Source organism: Nonlabens sp. SY33080 (assembly GCF_011784885.1).
GTDB lineage: Bacteria > Bacteroidota > Bacteroidia > Flavobacteriales > Flavobacteriaceae > Nonlabens > Nonlabens tegetincola.
Genome location: NZ_CP050461.1, coordinates 2,547,093 through 2,571,000, shown reverse-complemented (window position 1 = coordinate 2,571,000; position 23,908 = coordinate 2,547,093). Strand labels below are relative to the sequence as shown.

The 23,908-nt window shown below is 35.7% G+C and carries 21 protein-coding genes; 11 read left to right on the top strand and 10 right to left on the bottom strand.

Annotation, left to right across the window (positions count from 1 at the left end; genetic code table 11):
* Window positions 1-17: 17 nt before the first annotated feature.
* From nqrE to HCN53_RS11590, 5 genes are read right to left on the bottom strand one after another with little or no spacing between them, the layout of a single operon-like run.
* Window positions 18-632, bottom strand: coding sequence for an NADH:ubiquinone reductase (Na(+)-transporting) subunit E (gene nqrE, locus HCN53_RS11610; protein ID WP_042275862.1), 615 nt, complete (start codon window positions 630-632; stop codon window positions 18-20).
* Between the two features lie 20 nt (window positions 633-652).
* Window positions 653-1,348: an NADH:ubiquinone reductase (Na(+)-transporting) subunit D gene (locus tag HCN53_RS11605; protein WP_042275864.1), complete on the bottom strand. Its 696-nt coding sequence runs from the start codon at window positions 1,346-1,348 to the stop codon at window positions 653-655.
* 53 nt (window positions 1,349-1,401) lie between these two features.
* Window positions 1,402-2,127, bottom strand: a complete 726-nt coding sequence (locus HCN53_RS11600; RefSeq protein ID WP_167343046.1) for a Na(+)-translocating NADH-quinone reductase subunit C — start codon at window positions 2,125-2,127, stop codon at window positions 1,402-1,404.
* A gap of 2 nt (window positions 2,128-2,129) precedes the next feature.
* Entirely contained in the window at window positions 2,130-3,305 is a 1,176-nt protein-coding gene (locus tag HCN53_RS11595) for an NADH:ubiquinone reductase (Na(+)-transporting) subunit B (RefSeq protein WP_105018307.1), read from the bottom strand.
* A 3-nt stretch (window positions 3,306-3,308) separates the two neighbouring features.
* On the bottom strand, window positions 3,309-4,649 hold the full coding sequence (locus tag HCN53_RS11590; RefSeq protein WP_167343045.1) for a Na(+)-translocating NADH-quinone reductase subunit A: 1,341 nt from the start codon (window positions 4,647-4,649) through the stop codon (window positions 3,309-3,311).
* Window positions 4,650-4,831: 182 nt separating this feature from the next.
* On the opposite strand from HCN53_RS11590, the gene HCN53_RS11585 reads away from it, so the two are divergent.
* The 4 genes from HCN53_RS11585 to pruA all read left to right on the top strand — a co-directional run bounded on the left by HCN53_RS11585 (window position 4,832) and on the right by pruA (window position 9,449).
* Window positions 4,832-6,091, top strand: coding sequence for a DUF5103 domain-containing protein (locus HCN53_RS11585; protein WP_240919355.1), 1,260 nt, complete (start codon window positions 4,832-4,834; stop codon window positions 6,089-6,091).
* A 23-nt stretch (window positions 6,092-6,114) separates the two neighbouring features.
* On the top strand, window positions 6,115-7,293 hold the full coding sequence (locus HCN53_RS11580) for a DUF3667 domain-containing protein (RefSeq protein ID WP_167343044.1): 1,179 nt from the start codon (window positions 6,115-6,117) through the stop codon (window positions 7,291-7,293).
* On the top strand, window positions 7,290-7,676 hold the full coding sequence (gene apaG / locus HCN53_RS11575) for a Co2+/Mg2+ efflux protein ApaG (RefSeq protein WP_042275874.1): 387 nt from the start codon (window positions 7,290-7,292) through the stop codon (window positions 7,674-7,676). Before HCN53_RS11580 ends, apaG begins: the two co-directional genes overlap by 4 nt.
* A 144-nt stretch (window positions 7,677-7,820) precedes the next feature.
* A complete protein-coding gene (gene pruA / locus HCN53_RS11570) occupies window positions 7,821-9,449 on the top strand; it encodes an L-glutamate gamma-semialdehyde dehydrogenase (protein ID WP_167343043.1) in 1,629 nt (542 codons plus the stop codon).
* Window positions 9,450-9,518: 69 nt separating this feature from the next.
* On the opposite strand, the gene HCN53_RS11565 is transcribed toward pruA, so the two are convergent.
* Entirely contained in the window at window positions 9,519-10,550 is a 1,032-nt protein-coding gene (locus tag HCN53_RS11565) for an Omp28-related outer membrane protein (RefSeq protein ID WP_167343042.1), read from the bottom strand.
* A gap of 162 nt (window positions 10,551-10,712) precedes the next feature.
* On the opposite strand from HCN53_RS11565, the gene HCN53_RS11560 reads away from it, so the two are divergent.
* Both HCN53_RS11560 and HCN53_RS11555 read left to right on the top strand, forming a co-directional pair.
* Complete coding sequence (locus tag HCN53_RS11560; RefSeq protein ID WP_105018300.1) at window positions 10,713-11,189, top strand: TlpA family protein disulfide reductase; 477 nt, start codon at window positions 10,713-10,715, stop codon at window positions 11,187-11,189.
* 21 nt (window positions 11,190-11,210) lie between these two features.
* Window positions 11,211-12,851: a DUF6029 family protein gene (locus HCN53_RS11555; RefSeq protein ID WP_167343041.1), complete on the top strand. Its 1,641-nt coding sequence runs from the start codon at window positions 11,211-11,213 to the stop codon at window positions 12,849-12,851.
* Window positions 12,852-12,909: 58 nt separating this feature from the next.
* Here the strand turns inward: HCN53_RS11555 and rsmG are convergent, their stop codons facing one another.
* On the bottom strand, window positions 12,910-13,551 hold the full coding sequence (gene rsmG / locus HCN53_RS11550; protein ID WP_167343040.1) for a 16S rRNA (guanine(527)-N(7))-methyltransferase RsmG: 642 nt from the start codon (window positions 13,549-13,551) through the stop codon (window positions 12,910-12,912).
* A 95-nt stretch (window positions 13,552-13,646) separates the two neighbouring features.
* Here rsmG and HCN53_RS11545 point away from each other — a divergent pair, with 95 nt between their 5' ends.
* Window positions 13,647-14,834, top strand: a complete 1,188-nt coding sequence (locus HCN53_RS11545) for a pyridoxal phosphate-dependent aminotransferase (RefSeq protein WP_167343039.1) — start codon at window positions 13,647-13,649, stop codon at window positions 14,832-14,834.
* Between the two features lie 46 nt (window positions 14,835-14,880).
* On the opposite strand, the gene HCN53_RS11540 is transcribed toward HCN53_RS11545, so the two are convergent.
* Entirely contained in the window at window positions 14,881-16,377 is a 1,497-nt protein-coding gene (locus HCN53_RS11540) for a TrkH family potassium uptake protein (protein WP_105018297.1), read from the bottom strand.
* Window positions 16,377-17,726, bottom strand: coding sequence for a Trk system potassium transporter TrkA (gene trkA, locus HCN53_RS11535; RefSeq protein WP_042275885.1), 1,350 nt, complete (start codon window positions 17,724-17,726; stop codon window positions 16,377-16,379). The genes HCN53_RS11540 and trkA overlap by 1 nt, the downstream gene beginning before the upstream one ends.
* 199 nt (window positions 17,727-17,925) lie before the next feature.
* On the opposite strand from trkA, the gene ubiE reads away from it, so the two are divergent.
* Window positions 17,926-18,660 (top strand): bifunctional demethylmenaquinone methyltransferase/2-methoxy-6-polyprenyl-1,4-benzoquinol methylase UbiE, encoded by a 735-nt coding sequence (ubiE, locus tag HCN53_RS11530; protein ID WP_167343038.1) that lies wholly within the window; start codon window positions 17,926-17,928, stop codon window positions 18,658-18,660.
* Between the two features lies 1 nt (window position 18,661).
* On the top strand, window positions 18,662-19,363 hold the full coding sequence (locus HCN53_RS11525; protein WP_167343037.1) for a porin family protein: 702 nt from the start codon (window positions 18,662-18,664) through the stop codon (window positions 19,361-19,363).
* Here HCN53_RS11525 and HCN53_RS11520 read toward each other — a convergent pair.
* A complete protein-coding gene (locus tag HCN53_RS11520; RefSeq protein WP_167343036.1) occupies window positions 19,350-20,087 on the bottom strand; it encodes a TrmH family RNA methyltransferase in 738 nt (245 codons plus the stop codon). The genes HCN53_RS11525 and HCN53_RS11520 overlap by 14 nt on opposite strands.
* Window positions 20,088-20,111: 24 nt before the next feature.
* Here HCN53_RS11520 and HCN53_RS11515 point away from each other — a divergent pair, with 24 nt between their 5' ends.
* Both HCN53_RS11515 and fbaA read left to right on the top strand, forming a co-directional pair.
* The gene (locus HCN53_RS11515; RefSeq protein WP_167343035.1) at window positions 20,112-22,670 is read left to right on the top strand and encodes a BamA/TamA family outer membrane protein; all 2,559 of its coding nucleotides are present in this window, start codon (window positions 20,112-20,114) and stop codon (window positions 22,668-22,670) included.
* 103 nt (window positions 22,671-22,773) lie between these two features.
* Complete coding sequence (gene fbaA, locus HCN53_RS11510) at window positions 22,774-23,841, top strand: class II fructose-bisphosphate aldolase (protein ID WP_167343034.1); 1,068 nt, start codon at window positions 22,774-22,776, stop codon at window positions 23,839-23,841.
* The last annotated feature ends 67 nt before the right edge of the window (window positions 23,842-23,908 follow it).

Genomic DNA, 23,908 nt, shown 5'->3' with positions numbered 1-23,908 from the left:
AATAGCTGTTTCTAAAATTATATTTCAATTCCCATAAAACTCATAAACCCTAGAGCCATAAGTCCTGTTATTATAAATGTAATACCTAGTCCTCTAAGCGGTGCAGGTACATTTGAGTAAGCAATTTTCTCACGAATGGCAGAAATCGCTAGAATCGCAAGGAAAAATCCTACTCCAGATCCTAAACCATATACAGCAGATTCAGTTATACCACTGAAGTCTTTTTGTTGCATAAATAAAGAACCTCCCAAAATCGCACAGTTTACCGCAATAAGAGGTAAAAATATACCTAGAGCACCATACAAAGCTGGAGCAAATCGTTCCACAACCATTTCAACTAATTGAACCATACTTGCGATAACCGCAATAAACATGATAAAACTTAAAAAGCTTAAATCAACGTCTGCATAACTAGCATCTAACCAAGTTAAAGCACCAGGCTTTAGTAGGTAAGTATCTAGTAAAAAGTTGATAGGAACTGTAATTCCAAGTACAAATACAACTGCGGCACCTAGACCAACAGCAGTCTTAACCGACTTAGATACCGCTAGATAAGAACACATACCTAAGAAATAGGCAAAAACCATGTTTTCTATGAAAACGCTTCTTACAAAAAGATTAATTAAATCCATGATATATACTATTTCTTAGTTTAGTTTTCTTCTATTAATGCTCTGTTTCTACTTCTTTGCACCCATATAATGATTCCTACCGTTATAAGTGCCATAGGCGACAATAACATCAAACCATTATTGGAATATCCAAATTCATAGAAAGAATCTGGGATCACTTGATAACCAAAAAGTTTCCCAGCACCTAATAACTCTCTGAAAAATGCTACCAGTATAAGTATGAAAGCATATCCTGCTGCATTTCCTATACCATCAAGAAATGATTTATAAACACCATTACCTAATGCAAATGCTTCAAGACGACCCATTACAATACAATTGGTAATAATTAAACCTACGAATACTGATAATTCCTTTGAAACATCATAAGCATAGGCTCTTAATACTTGATCTACAAGAATTACAAGTGCAGCAACCACAACAAGTTGAACGATAATACGTATTCTTGAAGGAATAGAATTTCTAAGTAATGAGATAATCATGTTACTGAAAGCCATTACGGCCATTACAGCAAGACTCATTACAATCGCAGGCTTCAATTGAACTGTAATTGCAAGTGCACTACAAATACCTAATACCTGTACGGTAATAGGGTTGTTATCTGTAAGAGGATCAGAAAGAAGTTTACGATTTTTCTTTCCCAACAATCCTTCTCTTTCATCCGTATCAGATAGAAAAAGGATTAGTTCTTCTTTTTTGTTTAGTTCTTTTGACATAAAATTTGTTTTTATCTCGCTTTCGCGAAAGCGTAACAACAGTAAGCACCGGCTTACTTCATAGCCACTTTTATGTTAGTATTTTTCTCGAAATAAGGAAGGTAATTCTTAAGTCTTTCTGAAATCATATCAGTAACACCATCACCTGTAATGGTAGCTCCCGAAATGGCATCTACTGCGTTATCGTCCTTATTATCTCCACCTTGATATCCTTTAGCAACAGATACACCTATAAAATTACCATCACCATCAAAGATTTTTTCTTCTTCAAATCTTTTACGGAACCATCCTTGAGTAATTTCGGCACCTAGACCAGGAGTTTCACCCTTGTGATCAAATACAGCACCTTTAATGGTGTTCACATCATCTTTAAGAGCTATGTAACCCCATATTGCATCCCAAAGACCTTTACCTCTTAAAGGAACAACATAATATTTTGAGCCTTCAACATTTGCCACGTAAAGTGGAAATGCTTGTTCTTCTACAGGCTTCTTAAGTTCTTTTTTAAGATCTACCTCAAAAGCATTTACATCAGCCTTAGGAGTACCATCACTAGAAAGTGCAACCTGATCTACAATATATTTATTAAACAAAACCTGAGCACTATCTCTAGAAGTCTCAATTCCTACTGTACCTAGGATGTTTTGCATTTTTTCTTCTTTCACGTTTTTTGCTTGTGCTGGTTGTAGACTAGTAGCTGCAAATGCTAGAGCACTAGCAACAACTGCTACAAGAGCAATAGCAAACAAAAAAGTATAAGCGTTTGAATTTCTATCCATGACTAAGCTGTTTGAAGATTAGCCTTAGCTTTTGCCAGGCGTTTTTTACGTTTACTCACATTTGCTTGAACCACGTAATGATCAATGGTTGGAGCAAACACATTCATTAATAAAATAGCAAGCATAATTCCTTCTGGATACGCTGGATTGAATACACGTATCATAACCCCAAAGAATCCACATAAGAAACCATAAATCCATTTACCTTTAAAAGTTTGAGCAGCACTCACAGGATCTGTTGCCATAAATACTAGTCCAAATGCCAATCCGCCAACTACTAAATGCATGTACCAATCAAATGACATTAGAGCATTTGAACCAAAGGCATTAAAAATCAATCCCATTACAGCGGCTCCTATAAATCCACTTAATATGATTCTCCAGCTTCCTACCTTAGTAAGGATTAAAATGGCAGCTCCTATTAAAATCATAAGAGTAGATGTCTCTGACACTGATCCTGGTATAAAGCCTATGAAAGCATCAGAAAAACTATAAGCCACTTCTTTACCTTCAGCTAGTGATCCTAAAATCGTTTCACCAGAAATAGAATCGGTACTACCTTCATGAACCCATATTTGATTACCTGACATGTATAATGGGTAAGCAAAGAACGCAAATGCACGCGCTGTTAATGCTGGGTTTAAGATATTCATACCTGTACCTCCAAAAGCTTCTTTACCTATAAGTACGGCAAAAGCAACCGATATAGCTAACATCCACAATGGAATATCCACCGGAAAAATCATTGGTATAAGCAAACCAGTTACTAGGTAACCTTCATTCACTTCGTGACCACGATAAATCGCAAAAATAAATTCGATAGTCAATCCAACTATATAACTAACTGCAATAAGAGGAAACACTAATATTGCTCCTTCAGTTAATGCTTCCCAAAAAGGAACATCAGTCACACTACCAAGGTTTCTTTCTTGATAAAGGTATTGAGCTCCTGCATTCCACATACCAAAAATCAAGGCTGGTATAAGCGCAATTACAACCGTAATCATAGTACGCTTAAGATCCACAACGTCACGTACGTGAGCACCTTTTTTTGTAGTGTGATTTGGGGTAAATAAGAAAGTATCAAATGCATTAATAGCAGGTGCATACTTCTCTAATTTCTGACCTGGTCCAAAAGGCTTTCTAGCCTGATCCAGTTTACGTCTAATCCATTTCATAGTTTATCCTACTTCTGTTATCATTAAGTCCAAACCGTTGCGTATTATTTCTTGCGCTTCAAGTTTGGAAGTATTAGTAAAATCAACAAGTGCAAAATCCTCTGGTGCAACCTCGTAAATACCTAGATTTTCCATTTTTTCAATATCACCTGACATACAAGCCTTGATCAATTGCATTGGATAAATATCCATAGGCATTACATCTTCCATTTCACCGGTAACAACTAGAGCACGTTCCTCACCGTTAAGGTTTGTGTCTACTTTTCTTTTACCACCTAACAACCAGGATAAAGAAGTTCCTGCATTAGAAGGAACTTTGTTACGTGTAAATGGCAACCAACCCATAAACGCATACTCATTTCCTTCAGGAATTAAAGTAAGTGTGTTATGATAATAGTTAATAAATTGTCCGTTCTCTAACTTATCACCAGTAAGAACATCTCCAGATATGATTCTCGTATTTTCGGTATCTACGTTCCCACCTGTAAGACTATCAACTTGCGCTCCTAGAATAGTTCTGTAATACTTTCTAGAATCCTTGTCAGCATCAGTACCCACAAGAGCTACAGTACGTTGTGCAGAGAATACTCCAGTGGTAAAAACATCTCCAATAGTAGCTACATCTTCAAAACCAACTGTCCACACGCGCTCACCAGCATTAACTGGCAGCACCTTATGGATTTGCACACCTACGTTACCTGCCGGATGCTTACCTCTCACTTTATAAACAGTAGCATCATTAACAGTGGCAATAGGCGAGTTTTTACCTACACCAATATAAACTGGAGCTATTTTGCTTAGTGCAGTTACACCATTTTGAAAAGCTTCTTTCTTATCTGCAAGTATCACATCTGCATCACCGGCAAGTGGCGCAGTCGTGTAAGCCGAAATAAAAATTGCTTTTGGTGTATCTTCTGGACTTGCAACAATGCTGTAAGGACGCTGGATGATAAACGGCCAACAACCGCTTTCAAGTAAAATCTCACGCACCTGTTCTGCACTGGCTTGTGAAGGATTCACAACATCATGTTTAACTACATCATTACTTCCGTTAGGAGTAATTTGAACTTCTAGAATTCTGCGTTTTGCACCACGTAAAATTTTAGTCAATGTTCCAGAAACTGGCGACACAAATTTTACCTTTTCATCATACTTTGAAAAAAAGATGACCTCTCCAGCTTTAACTGAAGCACCTTCCTTAAGTACCATTTTTGGTACTACCGCATGAAAATCAGCAGGTTTGATTGCATAAACAGAAGACTTTGAAGCATCTACGATCGCATTATCTGCTTCTCCTTTGAGCTTTAGATCAAGCCCTTTTCTTACTCTAATGTCTTTTGACATAGGACGTTATTTTAGTCTTATTTTTAAGGTCTGCAAATTTAAGGATAAAAGGTCTTTTTTAACTCTAACTTATTTATTTAGAAAGGTTCTAAATTGTTGTTTAGGCAAGTTTTTGGCACTGCTTTCGCGAAAGCGTAATAAAAACAGCATCATACCTTATATTTATCCCATATTTGACCATTATGAAGTCGTATTTATTGTTATTCTTTACAGTTTTTTTCAATGCTTTTTTCTTGCAATCGCAAGAGATGAATGAACTTGTTAATGATCCAGATTACATAAAAACTGTTGTATTTAATGTTCCTGCCGAAAATATGCTACCTATATTTAATATGGGTGATACGATCAAATTAGAATTTGATGACATTATAGGTGACGAAGCAGACTATTATTATCAATTTGAACACTACGACCACGACTGGAAATCTAGTAGATTGTTTAAAAATGAATTTCTAGAAGGTATCGATGATATGCGCATCTTCAATTATCGCAATTCCTTTACCACATTACAACCTTATTCCCACTATACGTTAACGATACCTAATCAATTTACACAAGGTTTCAAAGTGAGTGGAAATTACATGATTCATATCTACAATGATGATAGAGAACTTGTTTTTTCAAGGAAATTTATGATCGTAGAGGATATAGCTCAAGTAGGTGTTGCCGTGAGAAGAGCTCGAGACTTAAATTACGTTAACACCCAACAACGAGTTGAGTTTAACATAGATAGTAAAGAAGTAAATTTTATAAATCCTAATGAGCAATTAAAGGTCACTGTAATTCAAAACTTGGACTTAACAAATACGATTGATCAACTTAAGCCACAATTTAATTTAGGAAACAATCAAGTATATCGATATGACGAGAAATCAAGCTTTTGGGCCGGTAATGAATATCTGAATTTTGAAAATAGAGATTTTAGAGCACCCAATGTAAATATCGATTACGTCATTAAAAAAGATCTCTATGAGGCTTTTCTATTTGTAGATTTACCCAGAAAAAACAGAGACTACACTTTTTTCCCTGATATCAATGGTGGATTCAAAGTAACTACAATTGACAATGAAGACAATGCTGTACAAGCAGAGTATGTGAAGATCCACTTTAGCTTAGACACAAAGGATATAGAAATCCCTAGAGGATCTACCTTACATGTTATGGGTAATTATAATGGATTTCAAGTAAGTGATGAAAATATGATGATTCCTAGTGAGAACGGTAGTTCTTACAGCACCACACTGACTTTGAAACAAGGGTTTTACAATTATAAATATGCAGTTGTCCATCCTGATGGCCGTATAGATTACGGATTCATAGCAGGAAATAATTGGCAAACAGAGAACGAGTACACTGTCTTGGCATATTTTAGAGAGATAGGTGGCCGTTATGATAGGTTAATAGGAAAAGGGTCTGCGAATAGCAGAAACATTACAAATTAAATCATTAAGCCACATTTGATTTTATGAAACCTACCAACCGATCACTTATAAAATATAGAGGTCAAGAATGTTTGAACTGCGGCACTCCGCTTGAAAATATTGACAAGTATTGTCACCAGTGTGGTCAATTAAATACCACGAAACGTCTTGCGCTTAAAGATTTCTTTCAAGAGTTTTTCTCCAATGTATTTTCGTATGATTCTAGATTGTGGCGAACTATTAAACATCTTTTATTCAAACCAGGGCACGTTACTAAAGAATACTGCGCAGGCAAGAGAATATCTTATGCAAATCCTTTTAGGTTTTTCCTATCTGTTACCATCGTATTTTTCTTACTCGTACAACTTTTAATACTAGCAAGCTCATATATTGACAAAGATCAATCTAACCAAGATCCACTTAAATTCACTGTAAAACAAGAGGATCAAAACCCATTCAATATAGAAATCGATAGCAATGTTGTAAACAAACAAGACTTAATTAATAAAATCAAAAAATCTAGGGACAGCTTGTATGGATCACGTAACATGATTGAGAATTTTGCAATAGATCAATCTATAAAAGCGCTTGAAAAGGATTCTACTAAAATCAAACTGAGTAAGGAATATACTACTCAATCAAAACTAGATAGTATAAATTATTTTTCAGGCTTTTTTAAACAAATGGATGATTACTCCCATTATTCTAAAAAACATCCCGAAGCAAGTGCTGTAAGTGCATTGACAGCACTTGAACATAGAACCGACGCTTTCAATATTAAACGCTATAACAACTCTAGAAAATTTGAAAATATCACTGACAGTCCATTAGAAATTCTAGGTGTCATAATCCCAAAAATTCCAATATTTCTATTCTTTTTTGCACCATTTATTAGTTTGTTTTTTTGGTTAATTTATGCACGAGGACCGTGGAATTATATGGAACATATGGTTTTCAATTTTCATTTACTCACATTTGTGTTTTTATGCCTTTACCTGGTACTATTAGAAACCTTAATTTTTAATACAAGTATCGTTTCCAGTATCCTTTTCTTGCTGATTGGTCCCTTTTATCTATACAAGTCGTTACGCAAGTTTTATGGACAAAGTAGGATTAAAACTATTATAAAATTTGTTCTTATCAATTTTGCATTTTTCTTTCTTCTTAGTATCGCCAGTAGCTTATTTTTAATCTTTAGTATCTTTGCATCAGTAGATTTATGATACAACAAGTCACTAGAGGTATAAAAATTTCTGTTCAAACGAGTTTTGAAGGTACATTTTATAAGAATTATAAAATGCACTATGCCTTTGGTTATAAAATCACCATTGAAAATCAAGGTAAGGACAGTGTACAATTAACCTATAGACACTGGCGCATTAAAGATAGTCTATCAAAAACAGAACATGTAGATGGTGAAGGCGTGATAGGAAAAAAACCCGTTCTTAAACCAGGAGAAAGACACAGTTATCAAAGCGGCTGTTTACTAACCTCACCATTCGGTAATATGAGCGGTCACTACACCATGGTAAATTTCACCACTACAAAACAGTTTAATGTAGTCATTCCTACCTTCAAACTTAGCGCTCCATTTGCGTTAAACTAGTCTAGTGTTTATTACGCTTTCGCGAAAGCGAGATTACACACAATCAACTTTCCATCCATTCACATTAATTTATAATCAGGCTTTTATTCAAGCCTGAATAAAGTTGTATTTTCACACCATAATTAAAAGTATAAATTTCACAACATGGGAAAAGGATTTTTCAACGTACCAGTTGCAGTTAATGAACCAATAAAAAGCTATGAACCAGGCTCTAAAGAAAGAGAAGAAGTTCTAGCTGCATATAGCGAATTGTTTAACGCCAATACAGAAATACCATTATTTATCAATGGTAAAGAAATAAAAACTGGCACGACAGGAACGGTACGACCACCACATGATCACCAGCATAGTGCAGGTACTTACCACATTGCAGGCAAGGATGAAGTACAGCAAGCTATTGCGGCAGCACTTGAAGCGCGCAAAGAATGGTCACAAATGAGCTGGGAAAACCGCGCCGGGATCTTCCTAAAAGCAGCAGAACTAATTGCAGGACCTTATCGTGCCAAGATTAATGCTGCCACCATGATCAATCAATCAAAAACGATTTATCAAGCAGAAATTGATAGCGCTTGTGAATTAATAGACTTTTTGAGATTCAATGTAGAATACATGACAGAGATCTATTCTGAGCAGCCTGAGTCAACAAGCGGTGCATGGAATCGTTTAGAATACCGACCGTTAGAAGGTTTTGTTTACTGTGTAACTCCTTTCAACTTTACCGCAATTGCTGGTAATTTACCAGCGAGTGCTGCCCTTATGGGTAATGTTACTGTATGGAAACCTAGCGACCATCAAATGTTGAGTGCAAAAGTTGTTATGGACGTTTTCAGAGAAGCAGGTGTTCCAGATGGAGTAATAAATATGGTAAACGCAGATCCAGTTATGATGACTGAAGAAGTGCTTGCTCATCCAGACTTTGCTGGAATACATTTTACTGGATCAACAGGAGTATTCAAAAGTATTTGGGGACAAATAGGTGCAAATATTAACACTTATAAAACCTACCCTAGAATTGTAGGTGAAACAGGTGGAAAAGACTTTATAGTTGCACATAAAAGTGCTATACCCCAACAAGTAGCTACGGCTATATCAAGAGGTGCCTTTGAATTTCAAGGTCAGAAGTGTAGCGCTGCATCTAGGGCTTATATTCCACAAAGCATGTGGCCAGAGGTTGAAAAATTAGTACGCCAGGACTGTGACAGTTTTAAAATGGGTAGTCCTGAAGACATGAGTAATTTCATTACAGCAGTTATACACGAAGGCTCATTTGATAAAATAACTTCTTACATAGACCAAGCTAAAAAAGATTCTAATGCCGAAGTAATAATTGGTGGTAACTATGATAAATCAAAAGGATATTTTATTGACCCTACGGTTATCGTAACTACTGATCCAAAATACCCAACTATGGAAACAGAGTTGTTTGGTCCAGTAATCACAGTGTATGTATATGAAGATGAAGATTTTGAAGCTACCCTAAAGTTAGTTGATAGCACAAGTGAATACGCTCTTACCGGAGCTGTTTTTTCACAGGATAGATATGCACTAGGCACAGCCGTAAAAGCATTAGAAAACTGTGCAGGAAACTTCTATTTAAACGATAAACCTACTGGTGCTGTTGTAGGTCAACAACCATTTGGTGGAGCTAGAGCCTCTGGAACCAACGACAAAGCAGGTTCAAAATTAAATCTTTTGCGATGGGTTTCTCCTAGAATGATTAAGGAAACATTTGTAAGTCCTGTGGATTACAGATACCCTTTCTTAGGCGAATAGTTATAAAATTAGATATAAAAAAAGCCGATTCAATCTTATTGAATCGGCTTTTTTTGTGTTGAGATTTAATTAATCAAAGTCAACATTAGTACCAACTTGTGCCTTTTGCACATTTACTACTTTACCCGAAGCGTCTACCACAAATGCAACAATCTCCATATCATTTTGATTTGCAACTCCAGCCACATTAGATGTAAGCGTTACAGAATACTCATTTCCTCCAACCTGTTGATCTGCTGGTATAGGATCTCCAAAAACATCAGTAAGATTCTTTGATAAAACATGTTCATGAACAAATCCTTGTATAGGATCTACTCCTCCATAATTATTTGTATAATTACTTTGGTTCGCTATGATTCCATTCTCTAAAGCATAAACAACAAGATATAATCCTGATTCGTCTAAATCAAATCCTACTTTTACTGTTGCAGAAAGTAGATCATTACTGATCGAAGAATTAATCGCTAGACCAACTGGCTGTACTCTATTTAAGTACACATTTGGCTGGGTTAAGTTCATTGAACTTCCCGATGTTGAACTCCATGTTTGATCTCTATTAAGTATTCCGGTCGGAAAACCGTTTACCCCAAATTGTTGTCTCATTTGACCTTCCAATGGAAAGGCCATGGAATCACCATTATGAATCGCAACAGCAATAACATTAGGGTTCGATCCTGTTAAATCTTCAATCCCTTGAGAGATTCTAGGGCACCATCCACACCAAGCACCGGTATAATCCTCTATTAACATCTTTGTGGAGTACGAAGGTACAATTACCTCAACATCAACGTTATTAGTACTAGCACCATCATATTCGGCAGTAACTACCTTTGATCCTACAGTTGATAATAAAGCAGAATTGCCACTGATAGGAGTTCCATCCAAGGAAATCGTGGATTGAGAAGTTACATTAGTACTACCGTTCATTACTGTGAAAGTCACGACTGTATTTTCATATACTCTAGTCTTATTTGCAGATAGCACTAATTCACCATTGCCATTACCATTGCCTCCTCCATCATCTGTAGATTCTGATGAACACGAGGTTAAGGTTACCGCAACTAAAAGCAAAAAGATCTTTAAAAAGTTAGCTGTTTTCATAATTTAAGTTGTTTTAACGATTATTTAAGAATAACCAAATATAAAACAATGTTTTAAAAACCTAATACATTGATTTTTAATAATGAAAAGTTTTAACTAAAATGCAGTTTGGCACATTATTTATTAAAGAACTGTTATAATTGCATTTCAAAACTTAATTATATGAAAAAACTTATTCTATTAGCTTTATTGATATTTTCATCAATAAGCTATTCTCAAACCGAACTTCCGGAAATCATTCTAAAGGATCTCAATGGCAAAAAAGTAACTCTCTCTGAGCTCAGTAAGGATAAACCAGTAGTATTTTCATTTTGGGCAACATGGTGTACTCCTTGCATGAAAGAGCTAGATGCTATTAAATTAGATTATAACGAGCTGCAAGAAGAGATCGGATTTGAACTATATGCTATAGCAACTGACGACGCTAGATCAAAACCAAGGGTAAAAACAGAAGTAAATGGTAGAGCATGGCCCTATACAGTTTTGTTAGATAAAAAAAATGAAATTATCAGGTATCTAGGCAATCCTAACATTCCTCTCACCTTAATCGTAAAGGACAATAAAATTGTATACCGCCACTCTAGCTTCACACCTGGAGCTGAGGAAGAACTTTATGAAGAGTACAAAAAACACATTTAAAATTCAATCCAACACTGATTTATGAAAAATTATCTGCTATTGGCAGCACTTTTAATCGCTTTTAATATAAACGCTCAAGATGGGACATTTTCTGGTGGTTTGGAATCCAATTCCCAATGGTATCAAGATGATGACGGTATACTTAATGGTGTAGCTCCTCAAGATCAATTTCGTTCAAACAACTATCTCAAGCTTCAATATACTCAAGGTAAATTTACTGTCGGCGCTCAGTATGAATTGTATCAACCTTCTCCTTTATTAGGTTACTTTGAAGGATTTGAAGGAAATGGAATCGCAACCTATTTTGCGACTTTTAAACATAAGGATCTGGAAATCACAGCTGGTAATTTCTATGATCAATTTGGTAGCGGATTAATATTTAGAACCTGGGAAGATCACACCTTAGGTATCGATAATTCGATAAGAGGAATAAGAGTAAACTATGCCTTTAATGATTATCTTGAAGCTACAGGATTCATTGGGAATCAAAGAACTGGCTTTGAATTATCTGAAGGTACAGTACAAGGTATAAATTCAGAATTTGATTTAGGAGAACTATTAGATACGGAAACTGGAATAAATATAGGTGCTAGCTATGTAGGACGATATCAAGTAAACACATCTGCAGATCCAGATTTCCCATCGACCGTCAATGCATATAGTATGAGAGGAGATCTTTACTTTGACAAATTTAACTTACAAGCAGAGTATGTTTACAAGGAACCAGATGCAGTTATTGTTGGTGGCACACCTTTATTAGGTAACTACTTTGACGGGCGTGCGTTATTACTAAATTTAGGATACTCTATTCCAGGTTTAGGAATAAATACAACTTTAAGAGCTACCGAAAATATGGGCTTTTTCTCTGACAGAGAACAAGCAGGTAACCCTTTTTTAAATCAAACTATCAATTTTGTACCAGGATACACTAAGCAAAGTAGTTACATGGTACGCAATATCTATGTATACAATCCACAAGTATTCTTAAATCCAGATGAAGAAGAAGCCGGAGAAATTGGAGGACAGTTAGACGTAGTTCATACAGCAAAACCTGGTTCTCTATTCGGATTTAAACATGGAACTACTTACTCTTTAAACTACTCAAATTGGGCAGGTTTAGACTCATCATTTGACGTACCGAACAATGATTATGATGCAAGCTTGTTTTCTAGAGGTAAGAAATACTTTGAAGAGTTTAGCTTTCAATTAAACACCAAATTTAGCAAAGCGCTTTCTGCGAAGTTTACAGCCGCTCAAACTTATTACAACGCTAAAAATATTGAAGGTGGAAATTTACTAGATGGACAGTCAGAACTTAATGGCACTGCATTTGTAGCAGATCTTCTCTACGATTTAGGAAAGGGAAGATCAGTTAGATTTGACGCTCAACATTTATCTGCAGATGCTGATAGAGGTAACTGGGCAGCAGCAACATTGGAATACGCTTTTAACACGTCACTTTCTCTTTATGTGGCCGACTTGTACAACTATGATGATACCGAGATTCACTACTATTCAGTTGGTGGTTCTTATACCAAAGGCCGTACGAGAGTAGCCCTTAATTATGGAAGACAGCGTGGTGGACTGATTTGCGTAGGTGGTGTTTGTAGGTTTGTTCCAGAAAATACTGGCCTTACACTTAATCTCACGACTAATTTTTAATCCGAGATTTTAAACATAAAAAAACCTGCATAACGCAGGTTTTTTTATGTTATATACTTTACAAAGGTAGATGAACCACTTTTTTCGTTTCAAAAAATTCATCTTCAAAAACCTCATCAAGATTATACTGATAAGCATTTGGAAATGGTTTCAGCTCCTTGGTTAAGTCTCCACCTTTTAAATATAAAATTCCATTCTCAATGCTGTGATAACTATCCTTTCTAATTTTATTACGAGTCCATTTAACAAAATCTGGCATATTTGTTACAGCACGACTTACCACAAAGTCAAATCTTCCTTTCACTTTTTCTGCTCTTCCATGTTCAGTAGTCACATTTTGTAAACCCAAAGCCTCTACTACCGCGTCAACCACCTTTATCTTTTTGCCAATCGCATCTATAAGATGAAATTTAGTTTTTGGAAACATAATTGCAAGCGGTATTCCAGGAAAGCCTCCGCCAGTTCCTACATCAAGCACCCTTGTTCCTCCTGGAGTATTGGGTAAGCTTTCGCGAAAGCGTACCACAGAAACAATCCCTAAACTGTGTAAAACATGCCTTGTGTAGAGCTCGTCTATATCTTTACGTGAAATTACATTAATCTGACTGTTCCATTCCTTATAAAGGGATTCTAGCGCCTGAAATTGAGAAAACTGTTCATCAGTAATGTGAGGAAAATAATCTTTTATGATTTGTGCCAAGGTGTAAAATTTTTGTACAAAAATAGAACATTATCTTAGCCTGTTAGGTATATTCTTATCACCTTGGTTATTTTTGTATTTAAACATCACTACTAATGAAAGAGCATCTATCTAACAGGATCAACAACTTACCTACAAGTGCAACTCTCGCAATGGCTGCAAAAGCTAGAGAATTAAGAGAACAAGGGAAAGACATAATAGGATTAAGCCTAGGTGAACCTGATTTTAATACACCAGATTTTGTTAAAGATGCTGCTATCCAGGCAATCAATGAAAATTATAACAGCTACACACCTGTCGATGGATATACTGAATTAAAGGATGCTGTAATCGAAAAGTTTAAAAGGGATAATAATCTTACGTATAACCGCGATCAAATTGTAGTCTCTACTGGAGCAAAACAATCTATTGCTAATGTAGCAATGGTCTTGCTCAATGAAGGTGATGAATGTATTCTACCTGCACCTTATTGGGTAAGTTATGCGGCAATCGTGCAACTAGCAGAAGGAGTCCCGGTAGAGGTAAGAGCTGGAGTAGAACAAAATTTCAAAATAACTCCTCAACAATTAAAAGATGCTATAACACCTAAAACTAAAATGGTTTTATTTTCATCGCCAAATAATCCTAGTGGTGCCGTTTACAGTAAGGAAGAGCTAGAAGGTCTCGCCGGTGTATTAAAAGACTACCCTAATATTATCGTGGTAAGTGATGAAATTTACGAACATATTAATTACACAGGAACTTACACTAGCATGGCTGAGATTGATGGAATGTATGAAAGAACTGTTGTGGTGAATGGTGTTTCAAAGGCTTTTGCGATGACTGGTTGGAGAATTGGTTATATAGGCGCTCCTTCCTGGATCGCTAGAGCGTGTAATAAAATGCAAGGCCAAATTACTAGTGGTGCAAATTGTATCGCACAACGTGCTGTAATTACTGCATTAAAAGCTCCAGTGAGCAAAATACAGTACATGATAGATGCATTTTCTAAACGCAGAGATCTAGTTCTCAGTTTACTTTCTGAAATAGAAGGCTTTGTAACTGATACTCCAGATGGTGCGTTTTACGTATTTCCAGACGTGAGTTCATTTTTTGGAAAGACTATAAAAGGTCATGTGATTAAAGATGCTACAGATTTTTCTTTAATGATTCTGGAGGAAGCAAATGTAGCAACAGTCTCTGGCGATGCGTTTGGAGCTCCTAACTGTATTAGAATATCCTATGCTGCAAGTGAAGATCAAATTAAAGAAGCTTTACAAAGAATAAAAACTGTACTTTCTTAATCTAGAAAGTACAGTTTTTTTCAATTATATGATAAGCAAATCTTAATTATCGATTACGCCAAAAGAAAGGCGTGAAAAGGATAAGTACTGTAAATAACTCTAACCTTCCAATAAGCATAAGGAAGCTACACCACCATTTTCCTAAATCTGGTAAACCCGCAAAATTATCTACAGGAGAAAGATCACCAAAAGCAGGCCCAACGTTACCCAAACTACTAAGCGCTCCTCCAATAGCTGTATCAAAATCAAGCCCTAATGCAGCAAGTACTACTGCACCTATAATAAAGGATAGCATGTAAAGAATAAAAAAACCTAGAACGCTAAATACATTATTGCTAGGGACCGCTCTTCCGTTATAGCGAACAGGAATTATAGCACTAGGATGCAAGGTCCTTTTAAATTCCATAATTCCATTCCTTATCAAAATGATGTGCCTAACTACTTTTACTCCACCAGATGTAGATCCTGCACTACCGCCGAGAAAGAAGAGACCAAAGAACATTATGGTTAAAAACGGAGTCCAAAGCGTATAATCTGCAGTCACAAATCCAGTAGTGGTCATCACTGCCAAAACTTGAAAAACCGCATGCCTTAATGAGCCTTCTGCTCTTCCTGCAACTAATGGGTGAGAAATTGTTGAGGCAGTTAAATCTGCTTGATAATAAATAAGAACAGCAGAAATTAATGTAAATAATAAAACAAATCCTGCGTACCATTTAAATTCAGTGTCCTTTAAAATCCTACTGAATCTTCCCTTGAAAGCAAAATAACTAAGTACAAAATTAGTTCCTGCAATAAACATGAAGACAATGATAATCCACTGTACCGCTGGATTATCATTCCAATACGCCATACTAGCATTTTTTGTAGAGAATCCACCTGTAGATAAAGTACTTAAAGCATGGTTAATAGCATCAAACCAATTCATTCCTGCTATTCTAAGTAGTATTGTTTCAATTCCTGTAAAACCTACATAAATAAGCCATAATCTTTTTGCTGTGTCGGTGATTCTTGGATGTAATTTATCAGCACTTGGACCAGGTGCTTCTGCGGCAAATAATTGCATACCACCAATTCCTAATAAAGGTAAAATAGCAACTGCTAGTACAATAATACCCATTCCACCAATCCAATGTGTGAGACTACGCCAGAATAAAACACCTTTTGGCATTATTTCTATATCATTCATTATGCTAGCACCAGTAGTAGTAAAACCACTCATTGTTTCAAAAAAAGCATCGGTATAATTATCCAAAGCACCTGAAAAAACATAAGGCATAGTTCCCGCAAAAGCCATAATTAACCATCCCAATGAAACAATTAAATAGCCTTCTTTTTTATGTAAAACACGTTGATGTTTACGAGTTAGATACATAGAAATAGCACCTAAAATTATAGCTACTACTCCAGCCATAAGTATATCAATGCCTTCTGGCTCTCTATAAATAGCACTTACAGCAGCACTCAAAAACATAAAACCACCGTTAAACAATAACAGTAGTCCCATGATGTAAATAATTATTTTGTAATTAAGTCTAGTCATTACAAGAATAATTTTTCAACCTTAGAAATGGATCTAGGTAGACAGCATACCACTACTCTATCACCTGCTTCAATTTTGAAATTTCCTAGAGCAATATTTCCGATCCCATTTCTTATTACACCACCAACGATTGCACTTCTAGGCAAACCTGCTTCAACTAGGTTTTTATTGCAGATGTCACTGTCTGGTTTTACGATAAATTCCAGCAGCTCGGCATTCATGTTATTCAGCTTGGTCATCGCAACCACTTCGCCTTTTCTCACATATCTAAAGATATTGTTTGCTGCAAGTAACTTCTTATTGATTAAAGTATCAATACCTATACTATGAGATAATTGAAAATAATCCATATTCTCAACAAGTGCTATTGTTTTATTAACACTTTTACTTTTAGCCATTAAGCTAGAAATAATGTTTGTCTCACTATTACCAGTTACAGAGATAAAAGCATCCATTTCATGTATACTCTCTTCTTGAAGTAGTTCAACATTCCTTCCATCTCCATTAAGAACTAGAACATCTGGCAACTGATCTGCTAGGTCAAAGGCTTTAGCTGGATTTATTTCTATTAACTTAACATTTATTCCTGCTTTTGAAAGTTTTTCGGCACTTTGAATTCCTATTTTACTTCCTCCTAAAATCATTAAGTTCTTTACAGTATGTTTGGTTTTACCCGAAAGTTTGTAAAGCTCTTCGACACCATCTGGAGTGGTAATAAAATAAACCTGATCTCCTTCTTTAAACTTAGTATCACCACGAGGTATCAAAGTGTATTGTGTACCAAATCTTTGAATCGCAATCGGCATGAAATGAACTTCAGGAAATATTTCACCAGCTTGTTGTACTGTTTTTCCAACCATTTGAGCATTTCTAGGAAGGTTTACACCTACCATAGTCAATGCCCCATTCTCAAATTCATAAGAATCATTGAAAGCACTTTGATTAAGTAATAATTCAATTTCTTTACTAGCTAAACTTTCAGGACTGATTAATTCATCAATACCAAAATTTTTAAAACCTAAATTGTCTTGATGTTCTAAAAATTCGGTATTAGAAATTCTGGCTATGGTACGTTTTGCTCCTAATTGTTTAGCAAGAACAGATATAGTAATATTAGTAGTTTCACTCGCTGTTACAGCTATAACAAGATCTGCAGCATCAATTTTGGCATCTTGAAGAATTTTGATAGATGTTGCATCACCTCTTAAGGTTCTTATATCTAGATGTGAGTCTGCATGATATAGATTCTCCTTAACAGGATCGATAAGTGTAATATCCTGTGATTCAAAGGACAGCAACTTAGCAAGATGAAAACCTACCTCACCTGCACCTGCAATAATGATTTTCATAAAAACAATGTTCTATACCTCAAAGATAGGAGAATGCAAGGAATAAGTCTCATAAATAACCATAATTAAGAGCCTGTTTAGGAATAAAAATTATTGTTACAAAAAACAAAAGTTTACATCTTGCTTAACAGTTAATCCTAATGATCATAACAATAAGCTCTTTTATACCTATTATCTTTGCATAATAAATCTGTATCAATTGGCAAACGAAGTTAAACCATACAAAAACAATCAGACCGGTAAAAAACAACAAGTCACAAAAATGTTTGACAACATTAGTGGTGAATACGACGGTTTGAATAGAGTTATCTCTTTAGGATTAGATCAAAAATGGAGAGATAATGTTGTAGATCTTGTAGCTCAATCAAAACCAGATGTAATAATGGACATCGCTACAGGGACTGGTGATCTGGTTATTAAAATGGCTCAAAAGACCAATGCTACTAAATTAATAGGACTGGATATCTCTAGCGGTATGCTAGAAATAGGAAAAATTAAGGTTAATAAAGAAGAACTAGATGACCGTATTGAAATGGTACTTGGAGATTCAGAAAACCTAAAGTATGATGATAATTCAATTGATGCAATTACCGTAAGTTACGGCGTAAGAAACTTTGAAGATTTAGAGAAAGGGTTATCAGAAATACTAAGAGTTTTAAAACCTGGTGGTATTCTAGTTGTTCTAGAGACCAGTGTTCCTACCAAATTTCCTTTTAAGCAAGGGTACTATTTATATTCTAATTTAATTGTTCCTACTTTAGGAAAGCTTTTTTCTAAAGATAAAACTGCATATGGATATCTTTCTAAAAGCGCCGCGCAATTTCCTCATGGGGAAGCTTTCAACAATATTTTAAAGAAAGTTGGGTTTAATGAAGTAGATAATTATTTACAATTTTACGGTGCTTCCACCATTTATAAAGCTACAAAAGGATAATATGAGAATATTCATTATCACTATAGTGCTATTATTGAGCGCTCAACTATCTAATGCTCAACTTTTTTCTAAAGAAAAAATTTTAAATAGAGAAAATTTTGACAAACAACGATACACTTGGGGTTACTATTTAGGCTTTAACTCTTATGATTATAAATTTGATTATAATGAATTAACCGAGGAAATTAATACCGAAACAAGTGTTGGTTTTAATGTAGGTCTTGTAGGCGATGTCAGACTAAATGACTATTTCAATTTAAGACTTGAACCTGGGATTGTTTTTGTAAATAGAACACTTACTTTTCCAGATGCATCTTTAATGACGCCTGCTCAACAGGAACGAGAGGTGGTATCTACTTACATCAACGTACCCTTATTACTCAAATTTTCGACAAAAAGAAAAAACAATTGGAAACCCTTTGTCGTAGGTGGCTTTTCATGGTCGTCTAACTTATCCAGTAACGAAGAAAATCCTGATGATAATTCTGCTGGACAGTTTAGACAGATGACTAATGTTTTTAACTATGAAATAGGAATTGGTGTTGACCTTTACCTATTCTACTTTAAATTCTCTCCATCTATACGAGGTGTATTTGCTATGACGGACGAATTGGTTCCCGACATGGATGTAAACAGTCCATGGACAGGAAATATTTCGAGTATGCAATCTAGAGGTATCTTTATCAATTTTACTTTCCAGTAAAAGACAAACTCTTTTTCCAGTGAGCCGTAATTATAGCGGCTGCGATAGCTACGTTTAAACTTTCAGTCGCACCATGTGTACTATGAGATGGGATACTAATTGGTGTTCCTAATTGCTTAACCGAATCACTTACACCATGAGACTCGCTACCCATAACTATGGCAGCGTTTTCAGGAATTGAGGTAGAATATAACGACTCACCGTCCATATGAGCAATATATACAGATCGTTGTGTTTCACTTAAGAATACTTCAATATTCCTATAATACACTTGTACTCTTGCAATAGATGACATCGTTGCTTGGATACATTTTGGGTTAAATAAATCAACAGTATCACGAGAACAAACTATATGAGAAACGCCATACCAATCTGCTAGTCTTATTATAGTGCCTAGGTTCCCTGGATCCTTAACACCATCCAGCACTATTATTCCACCATCATGTGGAATAGTAGATTGCTTAGGTATTTCAAAAACGGCTAAATATCCAGGAGGCGTTGTTAAGTTTGAAATTGTCTTCATCTCCTTTTCTGTAACAACCGTAAGCTCTAGATGATCAAGCTTGTGATTTCCAGAAGTTACAAATACACTCTTGCAATCAAGACCAGATTGGTATAACTCTTGAATAGACTTATAGCCTTCAACTACAAACAATCCATGAGTATCTCTTCCTTTTTTACGAGAAAGTGATTTTATGAGTTTTATATAGTTTCTAGTAAGCAATTATTAATACTTTTGATTTTTAGAATGACAAAGAAACGATTTACTCTACATATAGCAGCCATATGCACTCTATTATTACTTATCGTTTCTTGTAATGCGGTAAAAAGAGTGCCGCAAAACAAAAATCTACTTGTTAAAAATAGAATTTTAGTTGATAGTCTAGCGCCAGATGATCCTAGAGTAAAAACTTTACCAGCACTACAACCTAATACAAAACTACCACTTATAGGTTACCCACTACGATTACATATTTATAATTTAGCAAGACCCAACAAAGACTCTCTTGTCGCTGCCTGGAAGAATAGTCATTCTGGTACTGATGAGTTTTTGGAAAACACGCTTTCGCGAAAGCAAACTAACAAACTTTACAATTCATTAATCGACTTCAATAAGTGGTTAAAACGTACTGGAGAATCACCGGCGATAATAGACAAAGAGCTCGTCACAAAATCCGAAGAGCGTTTAAAAGCCTGGTACTGGAATCAAGGGTACTTTAACACAGAGGTTTCTCATGAAATTATAGAAAAGTCCAGAAAAAAAAGAGCCGAAATTTTATATAAAGTTGAGCGCAACCAACCTTACATAATTGACTCAATCAAATCAAAAATAGAATCAACAGCGATAGATTCATTATATCAAATTACAAAAGGAAAAAGTTTTGTCGTAGCTGGAGAACAATATCTATCCCAAAATTTTACTGACGAACGTGATAGACTAAATACTTACTTTAGAAACCATGGAGCCTATCACATGGAAAAAGAATATATAAAATTTGAAGGTGACACTGTTAATACCGATCATAAAGCAAACATCACGCTTATTATCAAAGACAGAGAAGAACAATTAGGCGATTCTACCTATACAACCCCATTTAGAGTTCATAAAATAAGTAAGGTAAATATCATTCCAGACTATACAAATGAGCTAGATAGTATTCCAGCAGATACCACTAGGTATGAAGATTACAATATCATTAGATATGGAAAACGTAAATACCGCAGTAATACATTAACTGATGCTGTGTTCTTTCATGAAGGCGATATCTATCGTGATCTAGATCGAGATCGAACTTATAAGCGCATTACTGAGCTACAGAGTTTTTTGTATCCACAAATACGCTATGTATCAGATCCTGCAGATTCAACTGGTCGTGATCTGATAGCCAATGTTCTTCTTACCTCAAAGAAAAAGTTTAATGTAAAAATCGCACCAGAGGCTACACACAGCAACATTCAAACATTAGGTATTGGTTTAAACACTTCATTACTCATACGTAACTTATTTAAAGGAAGTGAGTTGCTAGACATCTCCTTTAGAGGAAATATAGGAGCAAGTTCAAATGCAGCAACAGGAGATTCTAGATTTTTTGATCTACAAGAATTTGGCGCTGATGCGCGATTATCATTCCCTAGGTTATTTGTACCCTTTGAAACAGATGGTTTCATTCCTAAGTACATGTCACCATCTACCGATTTTACCATTGGATTTACCAGTCAAACTAACATCGGTCTAGACAAACAAAGTTTACAAGGTGCATTAAGGTATAATTGGCAGCAAACGCCAGTAAAAAGTACCATTTTTGAATTAGTGAATGCACAGTACGTGCGCAATTTAGATCCAGGCAACTTTTTCAATGTCTATCGCAGCAGCTATGGTAGTTTAAATGATATTGCAAATGATTTAAGCCTGAGCAGTCCTACCTATGTAAATGATGAAGGCGACCTAATTGTACCTGATGGAACTTCTCAATTTATTCAAGATGGATTAAATGGCACTTTATCTACAACTACAGAACAGCAGCAAGTAATACGTAATATAAGGGAAAGAAGACAACGTTTATCTCAAAACAACCTTATAATAAGTTCTAGTTACAACTGGATTCGTAATAATAGGCAAGGAATCTATGATGATGATTTCTCACGAATAAGCGTTAGAGTAGAACTCGCAGGAAATGTCCTTGCCGGAATTTCAGATTTAGCTGGGGTTGAAGAAAACAGCAATGGACAAAAGGAGGTTTTTGGAGTTGAGTTTTCACAGTATGTAAAAACAGAGTTTGATTATGTAAAACACTGGCAGTATTACAACGGTCATGTGTTAGCAATAAGAACCTTTGCTGGTATTGCAATACCTTATGGAAACTCGGATAACATTCCATTCATAAGATCTTTCTTTGCAGGTGGTCCCAACGACAACCGTGCTTGGCAAGCTTATGAATTAGGTCCAGGAAGAACTGGTGGAATTAACGATTTCAATGAAGCCAATATGAAAATTGCTTTAAATGCAGAATATCGATTTCCTATTACCGGTGCGTTTAAAGGTGCCGTTTTTGCCGACATCGGTAACATATGGAATGTGCTAGATAGTGAGGACGATCCAGATGCTATATTTAATGATTTTTCTGACCTAGGTGCTCTTGCAATAGGTACTGGTGTTGGATTACGTTATGACTTTGGATTTTTCGTAATGAGATTAGATGCTGGTTTTAAAACATACAATCCTGCTGCCGATCCAGGTGAAAGATGGTTCAAAGAAATGAAATTTAATCGTGCTGTTCTTAACGTAGGGATTAATTACCCGTTCTAAAACGTTGTAGGACATTAAACTGCAAATAGTTGACACACTCACTGGTATATTAAGGATAGCTGCTTATAATTACCTATTTTTGTTAACTTAAGAATTGAAACACATGAGTCACAACATAAAACCAGGAGTTGCTACTGGCGACCAAGTTCAAGAAATATTTAACCATGCTAAAGCCAAAGGATATGCCTTACCAGCAGTAAACGTTGTAGGATCAAATTCTGTAAATGCCGTTTTGGAAACTGCTGCAGAATTGAATTCGCCTGTCATCATACAGTATTCAAATGGTGGAGCTCAATTCAATGCTGGTAAAGGTCTAAGTAATGAGAACCAGCGTGCAGCCGTATTAGGTAGTATAGCAGGTGCTCAACATGTTCATCAACTGGCCGAAGCTTACGGCGCAACGGTTATTCTGCATACTGACCATTGTGCAAAAAATCTATTACCTTGGATCGACGGACTATTAGATGCTAGTGAGGCTCGCTTTCGCGAAAGCGGAAAAAGTCTATTCTCTTCTCACATGATTGACCTAAGTGAGGAACCTCTAGAAGAAAACATAGAAATATGTAAAAGGTATCTAGAGCGCATGGAGAAAATGAACATGACACTAGAAATCGAATTAGGAATTACCGGCGGTGAAGAAGATGGAGTAGATAATAGCGATGTGGATGAGTCAAAACTATATACCCAACCGGAAGAAGTTGCTTATGCTTATGAAGAATTAAGCAAGGTTAGTAACCGTTTTACGATTGCTGCTGCTTTTGGAAACGTTCACGGTGTATACAAACCTGGTAACGTAAAACTTACTCCAAAAATCCTTAAAAATTCTCAAGAGTACATTTCAAACAAATATGGAGTAGAAAACAATCATATAGATTTTGTTTTCCATGGTGGTTCTGGATCTACATTAGAGGAAATAAGAGAAGCAATAGGATATGGTGTAATTAAAATGAATATTGACACCGATTTACAATGGGCTTTTGCCACTGGTATCAAAGGGTATATGGATACTAACAATGATTACCTGCTGTCACAAATAGGAAATCCAACTGGAGCCGATGCGCCTAACAAAAAGTATTATGACCCACGTAAATGGTTGCGTGTAGGTGAAGATTCTTTCAAAGCGAGATTAAAACAAGCTTTTGAAGACTTAAATAATATAAACACTCTTTAATCTGATTTTTGAGGATTAATAGATAACACTAAACTAAAAAACGGTAGTTTTGAGAAGAGAATACTTC

Excerpts from the sequence above, each read along its gene's own strand:
- nqrE (WP_042275862.1), bottom strand. The coding sequence starts at position 632 with ATGGATTTAATTAATCTTTTTGTAAGAAGCGTTTTCATAGAAAACATG.
- HCN53_RS11605 (WP_042275864.1), bottom strand. The coding sequence starts at position 1,348 with ATGTCAAAAGAACTAAACAAAAAAGAAGAACTAATCCTTTTTCTATCT.
- HCN53_RS11600 (WP_167343046.1), bottom strand. The coding sequence starts at position 2,127 with ATGGATAGAAATTCAAACGCTTATACTTTTTTGTTTGCTATTGCTCTT.
- HCN53_RS11595 (WP_105018307.1), bottom strand. The coding sequence starts at position 3,305 with ATGAAATGGATTAGACGTAAACTGGATCAGGCTAGAAAGCCTTTTGGA.
- HCN53_RS11590 (WP_167343045.1), bottom strand. The coding sequence starts at position 4,649 with ATGTCAAAAGACATTAGAGTAAGAAAAGGGCTTGATCTAAAGCTCAAA.
- HCN53_RS11585 (WP_240919355.1), top strand. The coding sequence starts at position 4,832 with ATGAAGTCGTATTTATTGTTATTCTTTACAGTTTTTTTCAATGCTTTT.
- HCN53_RS11580 (WP_167343044.1), top strand. The coding sequence starts at position 6,115 with ATGAAACCTACCAACCGATCACTTATAAAATATAGAGGTCAAGAATGT.
- apaG (WP_042275874.1), top strand. The coding sequence starts at position 7,290 with ATGATACAACAAGTCACTAGAGGTATAAAAATTTCTGTTCAAACGAGT.
- pruA (WP_167343043.1), top strand. The coding sequence starts at position 7,821 with ATGGGAAAAGGATTTTTCAACGTACCAGTTGCAGTTAATGAACCAATA.
- HCN53_RS11565 (WP_167343042.1), bottom strand. The coding sequence starts at position 10,550 with ATGAAAACAGCTAACTTTTTAAAGATCTTTTTGCTTTTAGTTGCGGTA.
- HCN53_RS11560 (WP_105018300.1), top strand. The coding sequence starts at position 10,713 with ATGAAAAAACTTATTCTATTAGCTTTATTGATATTTTCATCAATAAGC.
- HCN53_RS11555 (WP_167343041.1), top strand. The coding sequence starts at position 11,211 with ATGAAAAATTATCTGCTATTGGCAGCACTTTTAATCGCTTTTAATATA.
- HCN53_RS11545 (WP_167343039.1), top strand. The coding sequence starts at position 13,647 with ATGAAAGAGCATCTATCTAACAGGATCAACAACTTACCTACAAGTGCA.
- HCN53_RS11540 (WP_105018297.1), bottom strand. The coding sequence starts at position 16,377 with ATGACTAGACTTAATTACAAAATAATTATTTACATCATGGGACTACTG.
- trkA (WP_042275885.1), bottom strand. The coding sequence starts at position 17,726 with ATGAAAATCATTATTGCAGGTGCAGGTGAGGTAGGTTTTCATCTTGCT.
- HCN53_RS11525 (WP_167343037.1), top strand. The coding sequence starts at position 18,662 with ATGAGAATATTCATTATCACTATAGTGCTATTATTGAGCGCTCAACTA.
- HCN53_RS11515 (WP_167343035.1), top strand. The coding sequence starts at position 20,112 with ATGACAAAGAAACGATTTACTCTACATATAGCAGCCATATGCACTCTA.
- fbaA (WP_167343034.1), top strand. The coding sequence starts at position 22,774 with ATGAGTCACAACATAAAACCAGGAGTTGCTACTGGCGACCAAGTTCAA.